Here is a 13,480-nt window from a genome sequence, read left to right as displayed (position 1 = left end):
TCCGGGTGCGGCTCTGGTGAAGCGCGAGGCGTAAAGGAGCGAGCCACACCTTTGCACAGCTCAGGGACTGAGAACAAGCCGCTCCACTTATTGTGCACCGCGTGCGCGACGGCCGGTGTTCGACGAAATGTCAATAGTCGGTCCGACCACATTGCGGACTATCGGCGAAGCAATGGGAAAACGGATTCACTCGACACCGCGCCGACTTCATCGCGCACCATTGAACCGCCGCGCCACGGCATTTTCCGCTGGTCATGCGGACGAAGGCGCCTTCATCGGCCTTCACAACCGAGGTGCCGACCATTGCGGCGCCCGGCTGGGGCGTCCGTCCGCGACGCGCTCAGTGGCCGATGACCGGGTGGGGCGTGTAGGGCTCCTGGAGCGCCTCCAACTCCTTGTCCGTCAGCTTCAGTTCGACCGCGGCGACCGCGTCCTCGAGGTGCTCCGGCTTGGCGGCGCCGACGATGGGCGCCGTCACCGTGTCCTGGTGCAGCAGCCAGGCGAGGGCGACCTGGGCGCGCGGGACACCGCGCTCGTTCGCCACCCGGGTGACGGCCTCCACGATGACCCGGTCGCTGTCCGCGTACAGCCGGCTGCCGAACTCGTCGTGGGTGCTGCGGTCGGTGGCCGTGCCCCAGTCGCGGGTGAGCCGGCCGCGGGCCAGCGGGCTCCACGGCAGGACACCGACCCCCTGGTCCGCGCAGAGCGGCAGCATCTCGCGCTCCTCCTCGCGGTACAGGAGGTTGTAGTGGTTCTGCATGGACACGAACTTCGTCCAGCCGTGGCGCTCGGCGGTGTACTGCATCTTCGAGAACTGCCAGGCGTACATCGAACTGGCCCCGATGTAGCGCACCTTGCCCGCCTTCACCAGGTCGTGCAGCGCCTCCATCGTCTCCTCGACCGGGGTGTGCGGGTCGAAGCGGTGGATCTGGTAGAGGTCGACGTAGTCCGTGCCGAGGCGGGCGAGGCTGTGGTCGATCTCGGTCATGATCGCCTTGCGGGAGAGCCCCGCGCCGTTCGGGCCGGGGCGCATCCGGCCGTGGACCTTCGTCGCGAGGACGATCTCGTCCCGGCGGGCGAAGTCGCGCAGCGCCTTGCCGACGATCTCCTCGCTGGTGCCGTCGGAGTAGACGTTGGCGGTGTCGAAGAAGGTGACGCCCGCGTCGAGCGCCTGCCGGATCAGCGGCCGCGACGCCTCCTCGTCGAGGGTCCACTCGTGCGCGCCGCGGTCCGGGAGCCCGTAGGTCATGCAGCCCAGACAGATCCGCGACACGTCCAGGCCCGTCGAACCGAGCTTCACGTACTGCATCGTTGCTGCTCCTGCCTTCGGGATGGGGTTACCCGGCGAGCCTACGGCGCCCCCGGCCCCGTCAGCAGGTCCAGCGCCCGCTCCCACCCGAACTCCGGCCGCCCGCCGTCCGGCGCGGGCTCGCCCGTGTACGGCTCCCCGATCCGCACCCCCATGCCGGACAGCCGCTCCAGGCTGTCCCGGTACGCCGGATGGGCGGCGAGCGCGTCGGCGACGCAGGGCAGGACGGCGATGGGCACGCCCAGGCCGGCCGCCTCGCACAGGGTGCCCAGGGCCAAGGTGTCGGTGATGCCGGCAGCCCACTTATTGATCGTGTTGAAGGTGGCCGGCGCGACGGCGACCGCGTCCGGCGGCGGGAAGGGACGTGGGTCGGCGGGGGTGCGCCAGGCGGAGCGGATCGGCCGGCCCGTCAGGGTCTCGACGGCGGTGGTGTCGAAGAAGCCGTTCAGGGCGGCCGGGGTCGCGACGACCCCGACCTCCCAGTCCCGCTCCAGCGCGGCGCCGACGAGCTTGTCCACGTCCGCCGCGATGCCCGCGGCGCAGACGACGACGTAGAGGAAGGGTTTCCCGGCCTGTTCGGTCATCCGGGAAACCCTACTCAACGGCCCGAGGGACCGTCAGCCGGCTGCCTCCGAGACGGTGATGGCGCTGACCGGGCAGGCGCGGGCGGCCTCCCGGACCATCGGGTCGCCGCCCCCGTCCTCCCGGCCGGGGATCAGGGCGCTGAACCCGTCGTCGTCCTGGGTGAAGACGGACGGGGCGGCCAGGGCGCACTGTCCGGCGCCGATGCAGAGGTCGTGGTCGATGTCGATGCGGGTCCCGGACGCCTCGCCGGGCGCGGCCGCCGTGGTCTCGTGTGTGTCACGCGTTTCGTTGTGCATGACCGGAGCCTCTTACCAGGTCACGGGGAGTTCCAGCATCCCCTGGATCGTGTCGCCGGGTTTGAACGGGATTTCCTCCGCGGGGACCGCGAGACGCAGTCCGGGGAGGCGGCCGAACAGGGTGCGCAGCGCGATCTCCATCTCGGCGCGGGCCAGGTTCTGCCCGAGGCACTGGTGGATGCCGAAGCCGAAGGCGACGTGGTGCCGGGCCGGGCGGTGCAGGTCCAGGGTGTCGGGGTCGGCGTAGACGGTCTCGTCCCGATTGATGACCGAGGTGGAGAAGACGACGCCGTCGCCCGCGCGGATCGTCTCCCCCGCCACCTCGATGTCCTCGACGGCGACGCGCAGCAGGCCGTCGGCGATGGACAGCAGGCGCAGCAGTTCCTCGACGGCCGCGGGCACGAGGCCCGGGTCGGCGCGCAGCTCGGCCAGCCGTTCCGGGTGGCCGAGCAGCGTGAAAGTGCCCAAGGAGATCATGTTGGCGGTCGTCTCGTGCCCGGCGACCAGCAGGATGATCGCGAGCGCGATGAGCCCTTCGCGGTCCAGCTCGCCCTCGGCCAGCCGCTGGTGGACGAGTTCGTCCAGGACGCCGTCACCGGGCGCGGCCTGCCGCCGCTTGCGGTCGATCAGTTCGGCGAAGTACGCCTCCATACGGGCGCGGGCGTCCATCGAGTCGGCGGCTGTCGGGCCACGCAGCAGCCGGCGCGACTGCCCCTCGAAGAAGTCGTGGTCCTCGTAGGGCACGCCGAGCAGGTCGCAGATCACCATGGAGGGCACCGGCAGCGCGAACGCGGTGACCAGATCGGCGGGCGGGCCGCCGGCGATCATCGCGTCGAGGCGTTCGTCCACGATCCGCTGGATCAGCGGGCGCAGCGCGGTGGCGCGCTGAAGGGTGAAACTGGGGACCATCATGCGTCGCTGGACGCGGTGTTCGGGGTCGTCGACGCCCAGCAGGGCGGACCGCCGGCGTCGTACCTGGGCGATGCGTTCCGTGGTGGCGGGGAACTCCGGCCGGGTGGGGTCGGTGGACAGGCGGGGGTCGGCGAGCAGGGTGCGGGCGAGGCCGTGACCGGTGACCGTCCAGACGAGGCGGCCGTCGTAGAGACGCGCGCGGGTCAGCGGGCGGGTGTCGCGCAGGGGGTCGTAGGCGGCGGGCGGGTGGTAGGGACAGGTCCGGGTCTGGGGGAAGGCGACGGTGGGGGGTTCCGTCATGTCCGTCATGAAGAGACCTCGCAGACGAAGGATGCGTCGTGCCGATCTTTATTAGATGCCCGAGGCACCTACGTGACGACGTCAAGTTCGGCCAGAACAACGGCGCAGGAAAAACTGGCCGGGGTTGATCGCACAACGCTCCGTCCAAAAGGGACGGGAAATCGCCGCGCGCTGCGGACCGGGGGAAATTCGCTTGTCGCCGGCCGGGTGGGCCCACAGAATCCGGCCATGCCGAAGAACATCGCCTTCCTGCCGCCGACCGCCGCCGTCCGTCCGGTGCGGTCCCAGCAGCAGCACCGACCGTGGGGACCGACACCTCCCGCGTCGTGACCGCGGCGCTCGTCGCGGGCCTGCTGGCCGGCTACGGCATCGCCGTACCCGTCGGCGCGGTCGCGACCTACCTCGTCTCCCTTTCGGCCCGTACCTCCCTGCGCACCGGCGTCTGCGCCGCGCTCGGCGTGGCGACGGCCGACGGGCTCTACGCCCTGCTGGCCACCCTCGGCGGCTCCGCGCTCGCGGCCGCCCTGCGCCCGGTGCTGGTGCCGCTGCGCTGGGCCTCGGCCCTGGTGCTGGCGGTGCTCGCCGTGCGGGGCGCCGCCCTCGCCGTACGCCACTACCGGGCCCATCGGCTGGCCACCCGGTCCGCTCCCCCGCCGCCCGGTCCCGGTCGCGCCTATCTGTCGCTGCTGGGCATCACCCTGCTGAACCCCACGACGGTCGTCTACTTCACGGCCCTGGTGCTCGGCACCCGCACGGCGGACGCCGGGTCGGCGACCGGGCAGGGCGTGTTCGTCCTGGCCGCGTTCGCCGCCTCGGCGAGCTGGCAGGTGCTGCTCGCCGGGGGCGGCGCCCTGCTCGGGCGGGCGTTGACCGGGCACCGGGGACGGCTGGTGACCGCCCTGGTGTCCAGCGCGGTGGTCCTGGCCCTGGCGGTCCGGATGCTCCGGTAGGCGCGCGGCGGGTCCGGGGACGGATGATCGACGTCTGTGCCACTGTTGGATGGAGTGTCAGTTTCCCGTACACGACGATGGGATGGATGTCATGCCTCTCGAGGGCGAATACGAGCCCAGCCCGAGCAAGTGGGTGCGCGACCAGGTGGAGTTGTACGAGCGGTCCGGCGGCACCGAGGGCACCACGCTCCAGGACACCGGGCTGCCCGTCATTCTGCTGACGACCCGAGGCGCCAAGAGCGGCAAGATCCGCAAGACGCCCCTGATGCGCGTCGAGCACGGGGGCCGTTACGCCGTGGTCGCCTCCCAGGGCGGGGCGCCGACGCACCCGGTCTGGTACCACAACGTGAAGGCCGATCCGCATGTCGAGCTGCAGGACGGCCCGACGAAGCAGGACATGAGGGCCCGTGAGGTCACCGGCGCCGAGAAGGCGGAGTGGTGGGAGCGGGCCGTCGCCGCCTATCCGCCGTACGGCGAGTACCAGAAGCAGACGGACCGGGAGATCCCGGTGTTCGTCGTGGAGCCGTTCGGCCAGGAGTGAGCGGGGTGCGGCCGGTGCCCGTGGGGCGCCGGCCGGCCTCGTCCGGGGGGCCGCGGAGTTTTCCCTCATCGGGACGCATGCCCTCGCGAAGGCGGGGCACCCGAGGGTCAGGCCCCGCCGCGCTCCCCCGTCGCGGCGGGGCTTCCCTCTGCCTCGCCCGCGGACCGCTCGGTGATGTCGAGGAAGATCTGGTCCGCCTCGGCGACGGTGTGGCCGATGGACCGCTTGATCCGGACGGCGACCTCCTCGACCTGTTCGCTGTCCAGTCCCGGCATCAGGTCGATCCGCGCCGCCACCAGCGCGCTCTCCAGGCCCGTCTTCATCGTGAACAGCGCCTCCACGCTGTCGATCTCGGGCTGCGCCTCCAGCAGCGCACAGATCCGGGCGGCCGCCTCCGGGTCGGCGGCCTCGCCGATCAGCTGGTCCCGGGCCTCGCGGCCCAGCCGGTAGGCGACGTAGACGAGCAGCGCGCCGATCGCCAGCGAGGCCGACGCCTCCCACACCACCTGCCCGGTGACCATGTGCAGGGCCATACCGCCGAGGGCGAGGCTCACGCCGAGCACCGCCGTGCCGTCCTCGGCGACGACCGTGCGCAGCGCCGGGTCGCGCATCCCGTCCGCCAGTCCGCCCTGCCGGCGCACCTGGTGCAGCGCCCGCACCAGCGAGACCCCTTCGGCGAGGAAGGCCACGCCGAGGACGATCATGCCCGCGACATAGCCGCCGAACGACTCCTCGGAGCCGCCGCGCAGGGCCTCCACGCCCTGGAAGAACGAGAAGCAGCCTCCCATGACGAAGATGCCGACGGCGGCCAGCAGCGACCAGAAGAACCGCTCCTTGCCGTAGCCGAACGGATGCCGGGCGTCCGCGGGGCGGCGGCTGCGGCGCAGCGCGGCCAGCAGGAACACCTCGTTGAGGCTGTCCGCCACGGAGTGCGCCGCCTCCGACAACAGGGCGGGCGAATGGGCGAGGAGTCCGCCGACGGCCTTCGCGACGGCGATGACGAGGTTGGCGACCAGGGCGACCAGGACCGTGATCCGGGTCCCGCGGTCCGACTTCGAGGTGTCCGATGTGCTGCTCACCTAACGCCGACTGCCCCGGCCTCCTCCGCTCACACCGTGCCGTCGGCGGAAAACGGGGGACTCGGTGGGGCACGGACGTACGGTCCCGACGACGGCGTACCGGAGGCCCGCCGCATGACGGGCGCGAACGGCCGCATGACGGGCGCGAACGGAGGAACCCGGCACCGGCCGGACGGACCGGCAGCGGGCGGAAGGGAGCGATCATGAGCGGCGGGGGCAACACCGCCTACGGCCGGAAGGCGTTCCAGCGGTCCAGGGCGCACTTCACGGACCGGATCACGGCGGACGGCCGGGACGGCTGGCCGGTCGAGGCGGGCCGGTACCGGCTGGTCGTCAGCCGCGCCTGTCCATGGGCCAGCCGGGCGGTGATCTCCCGGCGGCTGCTCGGCCTCGAGCAGGCCCTGCCCATGGCGATCACCGACCCCGTGCAGGACGACCGGAGCTGGCGGTTCACCCTGGACCCCGGCGGCCGCGACCCGGTGCTCGGCATCCGGTTCCTCAGCGAGGCGTACGACCGGCGGGAGACGGACTACCCGGGCGGCGTCAGCGTCCCGGCGATCGTGGACGTGCCCAGCGGAAGGCTCGTCACCAACGACTACCAGCGGATCACGCTGGACCTGGCCACCGAGTGGACGGCTCTGCACCGGGAGAACGCGCCCGACCTGTACCCCGAGGCGCTGCGGGACGAGATCGACCAGGTGATGGCGGACGTGTACGAGGACGTCAACAACGGCGTCTATCGGGCGGGTTTCGCCACCGGGCAGGAGGAGTACGAGAGCGCGTACGCGCGGCTCTTCCGGCGGCTGGACCTGCTGACGGAGCGGCTGGCCGGGCGGCGTTACCTGGTCGGGGACACGATCACGGAGGCGGACATCCGGCTGTTCACCACACTGGTCCGTTTCGACGCCGTCTATCACGGTCACTTCAAGTGCAACCGCTGGAAGCTGACGGAGAACCAGGTGCTGTGGGCGTACGTCCGTGATCTCTACCAGACGCCGGGATTCGGCGACACCGTCGACTTCGACCACATCAAACGGCACTACTACCAGGTGCACACCGGTATCAACCCGACCGGCATCGTCCCCGTGGGGCCGGACCTGTCGGGCTGGCTGACGCCGCATCACCGTGCGGAGCTGGGCGGCAGGCCGTTCGGCGACGGGACACCGCCCGGGCCGGTGCCCGAGGACGAGCGGGTACCGGCGCACGCCCGTCCCTGAACTAATGAGGAGGAACAGGCACATGGGCAAGAAGAAGCAGAAGAAGGCGAAGCTCCCGCTCGCCTACAAACCGCTGGGGTTCGCCCTGGGCTGGGGGACCGGCGCGCTGGCGGGGGTCGCCTTCCGCAAGACGTGGATGGCGATCCGGCACGAGGAGGACGCCCCGGACGCCCTGGACCGGGACCGCGGCTGGGGCGAGATCCTGCTCGCCGCGGCCGTCCAGGGCGCCCTGTTCGCGGTGGCCCGCAGCCTGGCGGACCGGGCCGGGGCCAAGGCGGTCGAGCGGTCCACCGGTGTCTGGCCCTCCGCCGACAAGGGCGGACGGGACTGACGGCCGGCATGGGGCCCCGGGTGTTCCGCCCGGGGCCTCAGCCCTGCTTGGGTGCCGTGCCGGGCGTGCGGCGCATGGTGAAGGAGTGGCCGGCCGGATCGGAGAAGCCGCGCTCCTCGTACGGTCCCGCCGCGTCCTTCGCCTCCACGGGGCGGCCTCCCAGGCTGACGATCCGGCGCTCCGCCTCGTCCAGATCGTCCACCACGAAGTCCAGGTGCGCCTGGAGGGAGTTCTCGGGGCGCGGCCAGCTCGGCGGGGTGGCGTTCATGTCGCGGCGGAACGCCAGCCGGGTGCCGTCGGCGCCCCGGACCTCCACCTGGTTGGCGGTGGCGCGGGTCTGCTCGCCCTCCAGCAACTCCTTGTAGAACTCGGCGAGTTTCTCGGGCTCGGCACAGTCCAGCACGACGAACCCGGCTTTCACGAGCGGCATGGCTCCTCCGAGGATCCGGGGCGCGGCCTGCCCCGCTGCCCTGTGTCTCCCGTCTAACCCACCGGGGTGGTTTCAGTCCGTGTCCGGCACGTCAACGGGCGGTGGCGGACTGGAAGGTGCGGCGGTAGGCCTGCGGGGACACCCCGATCGCGGCGTGCAGGTGCTGGCGCAGCGAGGCACCGGTGGCGAAGCCGACCTGTGCGGCGATCTGGTCGACGGGCAGGTCGGTGGACTCCAGGAGGTGCCGGGCGCGCGCCACCCGCTGCTGGACCAGCCAGCGGCCGGGGCTGAGGCCGACCTCGTCGCCGAAGCGGCGGGCGAAGGTGCGCATGCTCATCCGGGCGTGCCGGGCGAGGTCCGACAGGGTGAGGGGTTCACCGAGGTGCTCCAGGGCCCAGGCGCGGGTGGCGGCGGTGCTCGCGGCCCCGCTCTCGGGGACCGGATGCTCGATGTACTGCGCCTGTCCGCCGTCGCGGAACGGCGGTACGACGCAGCGCCGGGCGACCGCGTTGGCGAGCTCGCTGCCGTGGTCGGTGCGCACGATGTGCAGGCAGACGTCCACGCCGGACGCGGCGCCGGCGGAGGTGAGGACGCGGCCGTCGTCGACGAAGAGCACGTCCGGGTCGACCTCGACCCGCGGATACCTCCGGCGGAACGCCTCGGTGACCTGCCAGTGGGTGGTGGCCCTGCGGCCGTCGAGGAGCCCGGCGGCGGCGAGGACGAAGGCGGCCGTACAGATCGACACGATGCGCGCGTCCGGGTGAATGAGCGCCAGCGCTCGGGCGAGTTCGGGGGACAGCTCGGTGGGGATGTACGCGGTGGCCACAGCGGCGACGATCACCGTGTCGGCCGTGGCGAGGACCTCCGGGCCGTGCCGCACCCCGATCGTGAAGTCGGCGTTGCTGCGCACCGGAAGGCCGTCGACACTGCAGGTCAGCACCTGGTAGTGGCCGTCGGCCGCCCCGAAGATCCGGCTGGGGATGCCCAACTCGAAGGGGTAGACGCCGTCCAGCGCCAGCACCACGATCCGCTGGGCCCGCCCCGGGGTCCCTCGCTCCCTCATGGCACGATCTTATCGAAGGTTGGCAATCGTGCCATTTTCCGAGCGTCGCGCTCCGGGCAGGCTGAAGAACCATGAGCACTGAGCACACGATGCGAGCCATCATCCAGCACGTCCTAGGCGGTCCCGAGGTTCTCCTGGAGGTACGGCTGCCGCGGCCGGATCCGGGCCCGAACCAGGTCCTGGTCCGGGTGCGCGCCGCCGGCGTCAACCCGACCGACTGGAAGCACCGGGCGACCGGCGGCTTCCTCGGCGACCCGCCCTTCGTCCTGGGCTGGGACGTCTCCGGCGTGGTGGAGGCGACCGGAACCGGCGTCGCCGCCTTCCAGCCGGGCGACGAGGTCTTCGGCATGCTGCCGTACCCCTACGGGCACGGATCCCACGCCGAGTACGTGATCGCGCCGGTCCGCGCGCTGACGCACAAGCCGGCCTCGATCGACCACACGCAGGCCGGCGCGCTGCCGCTGGTCTCCCTCACCGCCTGGCAGTCGCTGGTCGAGCTCGCGGACCTGCGGCCCGGGCAGCGGGTGCTGGTCCACGCGGCGGCCGGCGGGGTCGGGCACGTGGCCGTGCAGATCGCCAAGGCGCGGGGCGCGTACGTGATCGGCACGGCGAGCGCCGGCAAACACGACTTCCTGCGGGAGATCGGCGCCGACGAGGCGATCGACTACCGGGAGACCGACTTCACCGAGGTCCTGAAGGACCTGGACGTCGTCCTGGACACGCTCGGCGGCGAGAACTCCGTGCGCTCGCTGCGCGTGCTGCGTCCGGGCGGCGTCGTGGTCTCCACCATCCCCATCGGGTCGGACGAGTTCCCCAACGAGGCCGCGCGGCTCGGCGTGCGGGCCGTCCGGATGCTCGTCGACGCGGACCGCGCGGATATGCGCTCCCTCGCGGAGCTGGTCGAGCAGGGCAAGCTGCGCGCCACGATCGAGCGGACCTTCCCGCTGTCCGACGCCGCCGAGGCGCACGCCCTCGGGGAGCAGGGCCACACGACGGGCAAGCTGGTCCTCGTCGTCGACTGACCTGACCTGACCCGACCCGGCCGGCGCCCGTGAACGAATGGGCGCCGGCCGTGCGTTCGGGGGACGAGGACGCGCTTGCCCGGTGCGCGCCCCCGAGGCCGGCCCTGTGGGCCCGCGCGGCCTGGGCGAGCGAGCGGGGAGGTGGCGGCCACGCCGTTCCGCGGCTCCCCGGAGCCGGCGCGCTCCAGGAGGTCGCGGCGGGCGACCGCCCGGACCCGGTCACCGTGGGCCCCCCGGGCGCCGACGAGTGCACCGCCGTCGGCCGCCCACCCCCGCGGCGTCCAGCGCGTGGACGGCGGTGGCGCGCGATGCCCTGGCGGTCCTCGAAGACCTAGCGGGGCGTCCCCCTGCGCTGCCACGAGGCCCCCCGGCGTTGCCCACCACGGACGTGGGACTGCGCCGGCGCCGGCGGGCCGCCCACGACCCCGGGTCGCGATGGCCGCGCGATCGCCGCGGCGTCATCGGGCGCAACCTGTGTTGCAAATCGAAGACATATGTCAATCGAACATGCTCATATTCGCTCGATCGAGGGTAACTTGCAGTGCGGGAGCCGGACTTGGGCACTCGCGGCAGCGAACGGGTTGGAGGCGATCTGGTCGTGCGGCAGGAACCTGCGCCCTTCACCCGGTATCTGCGCACCCATCGCCACCGGGACCACCTGGTGCTGGAACTGCTCGGCGAGATCGACATCGCCGCGGCCGCGGAGATCGGCCCCTACCTGGACCGGGTGACGGCGGACCCCGGGGCGCGCATCGTGATCGACCTGCGGAGCGTGGACTTCTTCGACTGCTCGGGACTGAGGCTCCTGTACCGGGCCCGCGGCCGGGTTCTCGACCACGGCGGCCGGCTGCACCTGGTGTGCACCCAGCCGCTGCTCCTGCGCATCCTGCGGATCACCGGCCTGTCCCGGCTGCTGCCCCCGCATCCGACACCGGACGCCGCCCTCGACACCGCCGGGACGGCCTCCGGGTCCTCCTGACGTCCCGTCATTCCTCCGGCGCGTCGAACAGGGCGCTCACGGACTCGCCGTTGTGGATGCGCCGCACGGCCTCCGCGAGCGCGGGCGCGATCGACAGGATCCGCAGCTTTTCCGTGCGCTCCTCCTCGGGCACGGGCACCGTGTTGGTGCAGACGATCTCCAGGACGTCCGGCTGCTCGCCGATCCGCTTGAGAGCGCCGGCCGCGAACAGGCCGTGCGTACACGCCACACGGATCGAGCGCGGTTTCAGCTCGCGCAGCCGGTCGAGCAGTTCCAGGACGGTGCTGCCCTTGGCGATCTCGTCGTCCAGGACGATGACGTCCCGCCCGCCCACCTCGCCGATCACGGAGGAGATGCTGACCCGGTCGTCCGCGAACCGCTGCTTGGCACCGGCGGCCACGTGCGCGCCGATCATGCGGGCGAACGCCGCCGCCTCCTTGGCGTTGCCGAGGTCCGGCGAGACGACGGTGGTCCGGCTCAGGTCGTACTGCCGGAAGTGCGCGGCGAGTTCGCGCAGCGCGTGCAGGTGGTCGACCGGCACCGAGAAGAAGCCGTGCACCTGCGGGGCGTGCAGGGTCATGGCGAGGACGCGGCTCGCGCCGGCCGTCACCATCAGGTCCGCGACGAGCCGTCCACCGAGGGAGATGCGGGGCGCGTCCTTCTTGTCGGACCGGGCGTAGGAATAGTGCGGCATGACCACGGTGATCCGGCGCGCGGACGCACCGCGCGCGGCGTCGCACATCAGCAGCAGCTCGACCAGGTGCTCCTGGACGGGCCGCACCAGGGGCTGGATCAGGAAGACGTCCCGTTCCCGGCAGTTGGCCTGGAGCTGCACCTCCAGGCAGTCGTTGGCGAACCGGCTGACCCGGGTGGGACTGAGGGGCACCCCGAGCTGGGCGCAGACCTCCGCCGCCAGTTCGGGATGGGCACTGCCGCTGAACACGGCGATCTCTCGCACGATCCGCTCCTCGCATGATCATTACGGGTGGCGGCCACATGCTACTGAGAGTGCAGAAACGTTGGTTCCGCGTCCAGCCTCCGGCCGCTTCCCGGCGCGCGCCGGGAAGCGGACAGCAGGGCCGCTCAGCCGCGGATTCGGGGGTATCAGGTCAGCAGGAAGGAGGGACGTCCGCATGACGACTCCCATCAAGCGCATCGACCGGCGCGTGCCCCGCTGGGCCAAGGCGGTCACCGCCGTCATCCTGGTGCTGGGCGTGTTCTTCGCCGGGATCCGGCTGAGCGTGCTCCCGGGGCTCAAGGATCTGTTCGGCACCGAGACGCAGGACCGGTCAGGACCCGCGCTGCTGCGGTCCATCCAGGACATGAGCCGCTACGACGCCGCCTCCGGCAACTTCCAGATCGTCGTGGACCTGGAGAAGGACGCCAAGTTCCTGCCCGACGCCATCCGCGGCACCCGCACCCTGTACGTCGGCGCGGGCACCGTGGACGCCTACGTGGACCTCGGCAAGATCGGCGAGGACGACGTCACGGTCGACAAGGACCGTACGTCCGCCACGCTGCGCCTGCCGCACGCGGTGCTCGGCACCCCGGCGCTGGACCCCGACCGCTCCTACGCGGTCTCCAAGCAGCGCGGGCTGCTCGACCGTCTCGGCGACCTGTTCTCCGACAACCCGAACGGCGAACAGGCCGTGCAGAAGCTGGCGGTGCGGCACATCGGGGACGCGGCGAAGAAGAGCGGGCTGACCGCGCGGGCCGAGAAGAACACCACCGACATGCTCGAAGGGCTGCTGCGCTCCCTGGGCTTCGAGGAGGTGAAGGTGACGTACGAGAGGTGAGGATTGCCCCGGCGGCGGCCGAAAGAGATCGCATCACGCGGCGGTACGGGGGTAAGAGCGTGACCACGCCCGGAGCTCGACAAGTGGAGGACATGATGGCCGGTGGGACCCCGCATTCGCGTGTCGCGTTGCGCCTCGGCGCACCCAAGACGGCGGGCGCCACCGGCGCCGGATCCGAGCCCCCCGGTGCGGACCGGGCCGGCCCCGGCCCGCTGCGCCTGCTCGGCCGCTTTGTGGCGATGGTGTGCGCCTTCGCGTTCATGGTCGCCTTCGCCGTGGTCCTGGCCAAGCTCACCCTGCAGCCCTCCCCCGCGTCGGAGAGTCTGACGCACACCAACCTGCACCCCGGCCGCTCGCTGCGCGCCTATCTGGACCAGCCCGAACTGCGCGACGCCGTACGGCAGATCGGCGGCAACCTGCTGCTGGGTGTGCCGTTCGGCGTCCTGGTCCCCATCGTCGCCCCGCGGACCCGTGGAGTGCTGCGGGTCCTGCTGCTGACGGCGACGGTCATGCTGCTGGTGGAGTTCGCGCAGGGCGCGCTGGTGACGGGCCGCGCCTTCGACGTGGACGACGTCATCCTCAACACGTCGGGCGCGCTCATCGGTTACCTCCTGCTGGGCCGCCGGCTGAGCCGCGCGGTGCACGCCAGGCGGGTCCGGGCCTGACACGT

At 71.9% G+C, this 13,480-nt stretch carries 16 protein-coding genes; 8 read left to right on the top strand and 8 right to left on the bottom strand.

All coding sequences use genetic code 11. From position 1 onward, the window contains the following. Positions 1-340: 340 nt before the first annotated feature. From ACFRAC_RS15225 to ACFRAC_RS15210, 4 genes are all read right to left on the bottom strand, one after another. Positions 341-1,309 (bottom strand): aldo/keto reductase, encoded by a 969-nt coding sequence (locus ACFRAC_RS15225; protein ID WP_382924356.1) that lies wholly within the window; start codon positions 1,307-1,309, stop codon positions 341-343. Positions 1,310-1,350: 41 nt separating this feature from the next. After that, entirely contained in the window at positions 1,351-1,893 is a 543-nt protein-coding gene (locus ACFRAC_RS15220) for a flavoprotein (protein ID WP_382924355.1), read from the bottom strand. 33 nt (positions 1,894-1,926) lie between these two features. Next, positions 1,927-2,121 (bottom strand): ferredoxin, encoded by a 195-nt coding sequence (locus ACFRAC_RS15215; RefSeq protein ID WP_062665681.1) that lies wholly within the window; start codon positions 2,119-2,121, stop codon positions 1,927-1,929. A gap of 81 nt (positions 2,122-2,202) precedes the next feature. Beyond that, positions 2,203-3,411 carry a cytochrome P450 gene (locus ACFRAC_RS15210; RefSeq protein WP_382924354.1) on the bottom strand — a complete coding sequence of 403 codons (1,209 nt, stop codon included), beginning with the start codon at positions 3,409-3,411 and terminating at the stop codon, positions 2,203-2,205. 317 nt (positions 3,412-3,728) lie between these two features. Here ACFRAC_RS15210 and ACFRAC_RS15205 point away from each other — a divergent pair, with 317 nt between their 5' ends. Together ACFRAC_RS15205 and ACFRAC_RS15200 are read left to right on the top strand one after the other, a co-directional pair. After that, positions 3,729-4,352: a LysE family transporter gene (locus tag ACFRAC_RS15205; protein ID WP_382924374.1), complete on the top strand. Its 624-nt coding sequence runs from the start codon at positions 3,729-3,731 to the stop codon at positions 4,350-4,352. A gap of 91 nt (positions 4,353-4,443) precedes the next feature. Next, on the top strand, positions 4,444-4,893 hold the full coding sequence (locus tag ACFRAC_RS15200) for a nitroreductase family deazaflavin-dependent oxidoreductase (protein WP_382924353.1): 450 nt from the start codon (positions 4,444-4,446) through the stop codon (positions 4,891-4,893). A gap of 107 nt (positions 4,894-5,000) precedes the next feature. Here the strand turns inward: ACFRAC_RS15200 and ACFRAC_RS15195 are convergent, their stop codons facing one another. Beyond that, on the bottom strand, positions 5,001-5,972 hold the full coding sequence (locus ACFRAC_RS15195; protein ID WP_382924352.1) for a cation diffusion facilitator family transporter: 972 nt from the start codon (positions 5,970-5,972) through the stop codon (positions 5,001-5,003). A gap of 203 nt (positions 5,973-6,175) precedes the next feature. Between ACFRAC_RS15195 and ACFRAC_RS15190 the strand changes: the two genes are divergently transcribed. Together ACFRAC_RS15190 and ACFRAC_RS15185 are read left to right on the top strand one after the other, a co-directional pair. Continuing rightward, positions 6,176-7,189, top strand: a complete 1,014-nt coding sequence (locus tag ACFRAC_RS15190) for a glutathione S-transferase family protein (RefSeq protein WP_382924351.1) — start codon at positions 6,176-6,178, stop codon at positions 7,187-7,189. A 22-nt stretch (positions 7,190-7,211) separates the two neighbouring features. Further along, complete coding sequence (locus tag ACFRAC_RS15185) at positions 7,212-7,520, top strand: DUF4235 domain-containing protein (RefSeq protein ID WP_382924350.1); 309 nt, start codon at positions 7,212-7,214, stop codon at positions 7,518-7,520. A 37-nt stretch (positions 7,521-7,557) separates the two neighbouring features. Here ACFRAC_RS15185 and ACFRAC_RS15180 read toward each other — a convergent pair whose 3' ends face one another. Next, a complete protein-coding gene (locus ACFRAC_RS15180) occupies positions 7,558-7,950 on the bottom strand; it encodes a VOC family protein (RefSeq protein ID WP_382924349.1) in 393 nt (130 codons plus the stop codon). Positions 7,951-8,041: 91 nt separating this feature from the next. Further along, a complete protein-coding gene (locus ACFRAC_RS15175; protein WP_382924348.1) occupies positions 8,042-9,013 on the bottom strand; it encodes a GlxA family transcriptional regulator in 972 nt (323 codons plus the stop codon). A gap of 71 nt (positions 9,014-9,084) precedes the next feature. On the opposite strand from ACFRAC_RS15175, the gene ACFRAC_RS15170 reads away from it, so the two are divergent. Next, positions 9,085-10,035 (top strand): NADP-dependent oxidoreductase, encoded by a 951-nt coding sequence (locus ACFRAC_RS15170; RefSeq protein ID WP_382924347.1) that lies wholly within the window; start codon positions 9,085-9,087, stop codon positions 10,033-10,035. A 598-nt stretch (positions 10,036-10,633) separates the two neighbouring features. After that, on the top strand, positions 10,634-11,014 hold the full coding sequence (locus ACFRAC_RS15165; protein WP_382924346.1) for an anti-sigma factor antagonist: 381 nt from the start codon (positions 10,634-10,636) through the stop codon (positions 11,012-11,014). 7 nt (positions 11,015-11,021) lie between these two features. Here ACFRAC_RS15165 and ACFRAC_RS15160 read toward each other — a convergent pair whose 3' ends face one another. After that, the gene (locus ACFRAC_RS15160) at positions 11,022-11,972 is read right to left on the bottom strand and encodes a ribose-phosphate diphosphokinase (RefSeq protein WP_382924345.1); all 951 of its coding nucleotides are present in this window, start codon (positions 11,970-11,972) and stop codon (positions 11,022-11,024) included. A 175-nt stretch (positions 11,973-12,147) separates the two neighbouring features. Between ACFRAC_RS15160 and ACFRAC_RS15155 the strand changes: the two genes are divergently transcribed. Continuing rightward, entirely contained in the window at positions 12,148-12,810 is a 663-nt protein-coding gene (locus ACFRAC_RS15155; protein ID WP_382924344.1) for a DUF4230 domain-containing protein, read from the top strand. A gap of 95 nt (positions 12,811-12,905) precedes the next feature. Then, positions 12,906-13,475, top strand: coding sequence for a VanZ family protein (locus ACFRAC_RS15150; protein ID WP_382924373.1), 570 nt, complete (start codon positions 12,906-12,908; stop codon positions 13,473-13,475). Positions 13,476-13,480 lie beyond the last annotated feature (5 nt).

This window comes from Streptomyces sp. NPDC056628 (assembly GCF_042792555.1).
Classification (GTDB): domain Bacteria; phylum Actinomycetota; class Actinomycetes; order Streptomycetales; family Streptomycetaceae; genus Streptomyces.
This window is presented reverse-complemented; position numbering and strand designations above follow the sequence as displayed.

What these genes read in the sequence shown, in the direction of transcription:
- ACFRAC_RS15225 (WP_382924356.1), bottom strand. Translation starts at nt 1,309, where the DNA reads ATGCAGTACGTGAAGCTCGGTTCGACGGGCCTGGACGTGTCGCGGATC.
- ACFRAC_RS15220 (WP_382924355.1), bottom strand. Translation starts at nt 1,893, where the DNA reads ATGACCGAACAGGCCGGGAAACCCTTCCTCTACGTCGTCGTCTGCGCC.
- ACFRAC_RS15210 (WP_382924354.1), bottom strand. Translation starts at nt 3,411, where the DNA reads ATGACGGACATGACGGAACCCCCCACCGTCGCCTTCCCCCAGACCCGG.
- ACFRAC_RS15200 (WP_382924353.1), top strand. Translation starts at nt 4,444, where the DNA reads ATGCCTCTCGAGGGCGAATACGAGCCCAGCCCGAGCAAGTGGGTGCGC.
- ACFRAC_RS15190 (WP_382924351.1), top strand. Translation starts at nt 6,176, where the DNA reads ATGAGCGGCGGGGGCAACACCGCCTACGGCCGGAAGGCGTTCCAGCGG.
- ACFRAC_RS15185 (WP_382924350.1), top strand. Translation starts at nt 7,212, where the DNA reads ATGGGCAAGAAGAAGCAGAAGAAGGCGAAGCTCCCGCTCGCCTACAAA.
- ACFRAC_RS15180 (WP_382924349.1), bottom strand. Translation starts at nt 7,950, where the DNA reads ATGCCGCTCGTGAAAGCCGGGTTCGTCGTGCTGGACTGTGCCGAGCCC.
- ACFRAC_RS15175 (WP_382924348.1), bottom strand. Translation starts at nt 9,013, where the DNA reads ATGAGGGAGCGAGGGACCCCGGGGCGGGCCCAGCGGATCGTGGTGCTG.
- ACFRAC_RS15170 (WP_382924347.1), top strand. Translation starts at nt 9,085, where the DNA reads ATGAGCACTGAGCACACGATGCGAGCCATCATCCAGCACGTCCTAGGC.
- ACFRAC_RS15155 (WP_382924344.1), top strand. Translation starts at nt 12,148, where the DNA reads ATGACGACTCCCATCAAGCGCATCGACCGGCGCGTGCCCCGCTGGGCC.
- ACFRAC_RS15150 (WP_382924373.1), top strand. Translation starts at nt 12,906, where the DNA reads ATGGCCGGTGGGACCCCGCATTCGCGTGTCGCGTTGCGCCTCGGCGCA.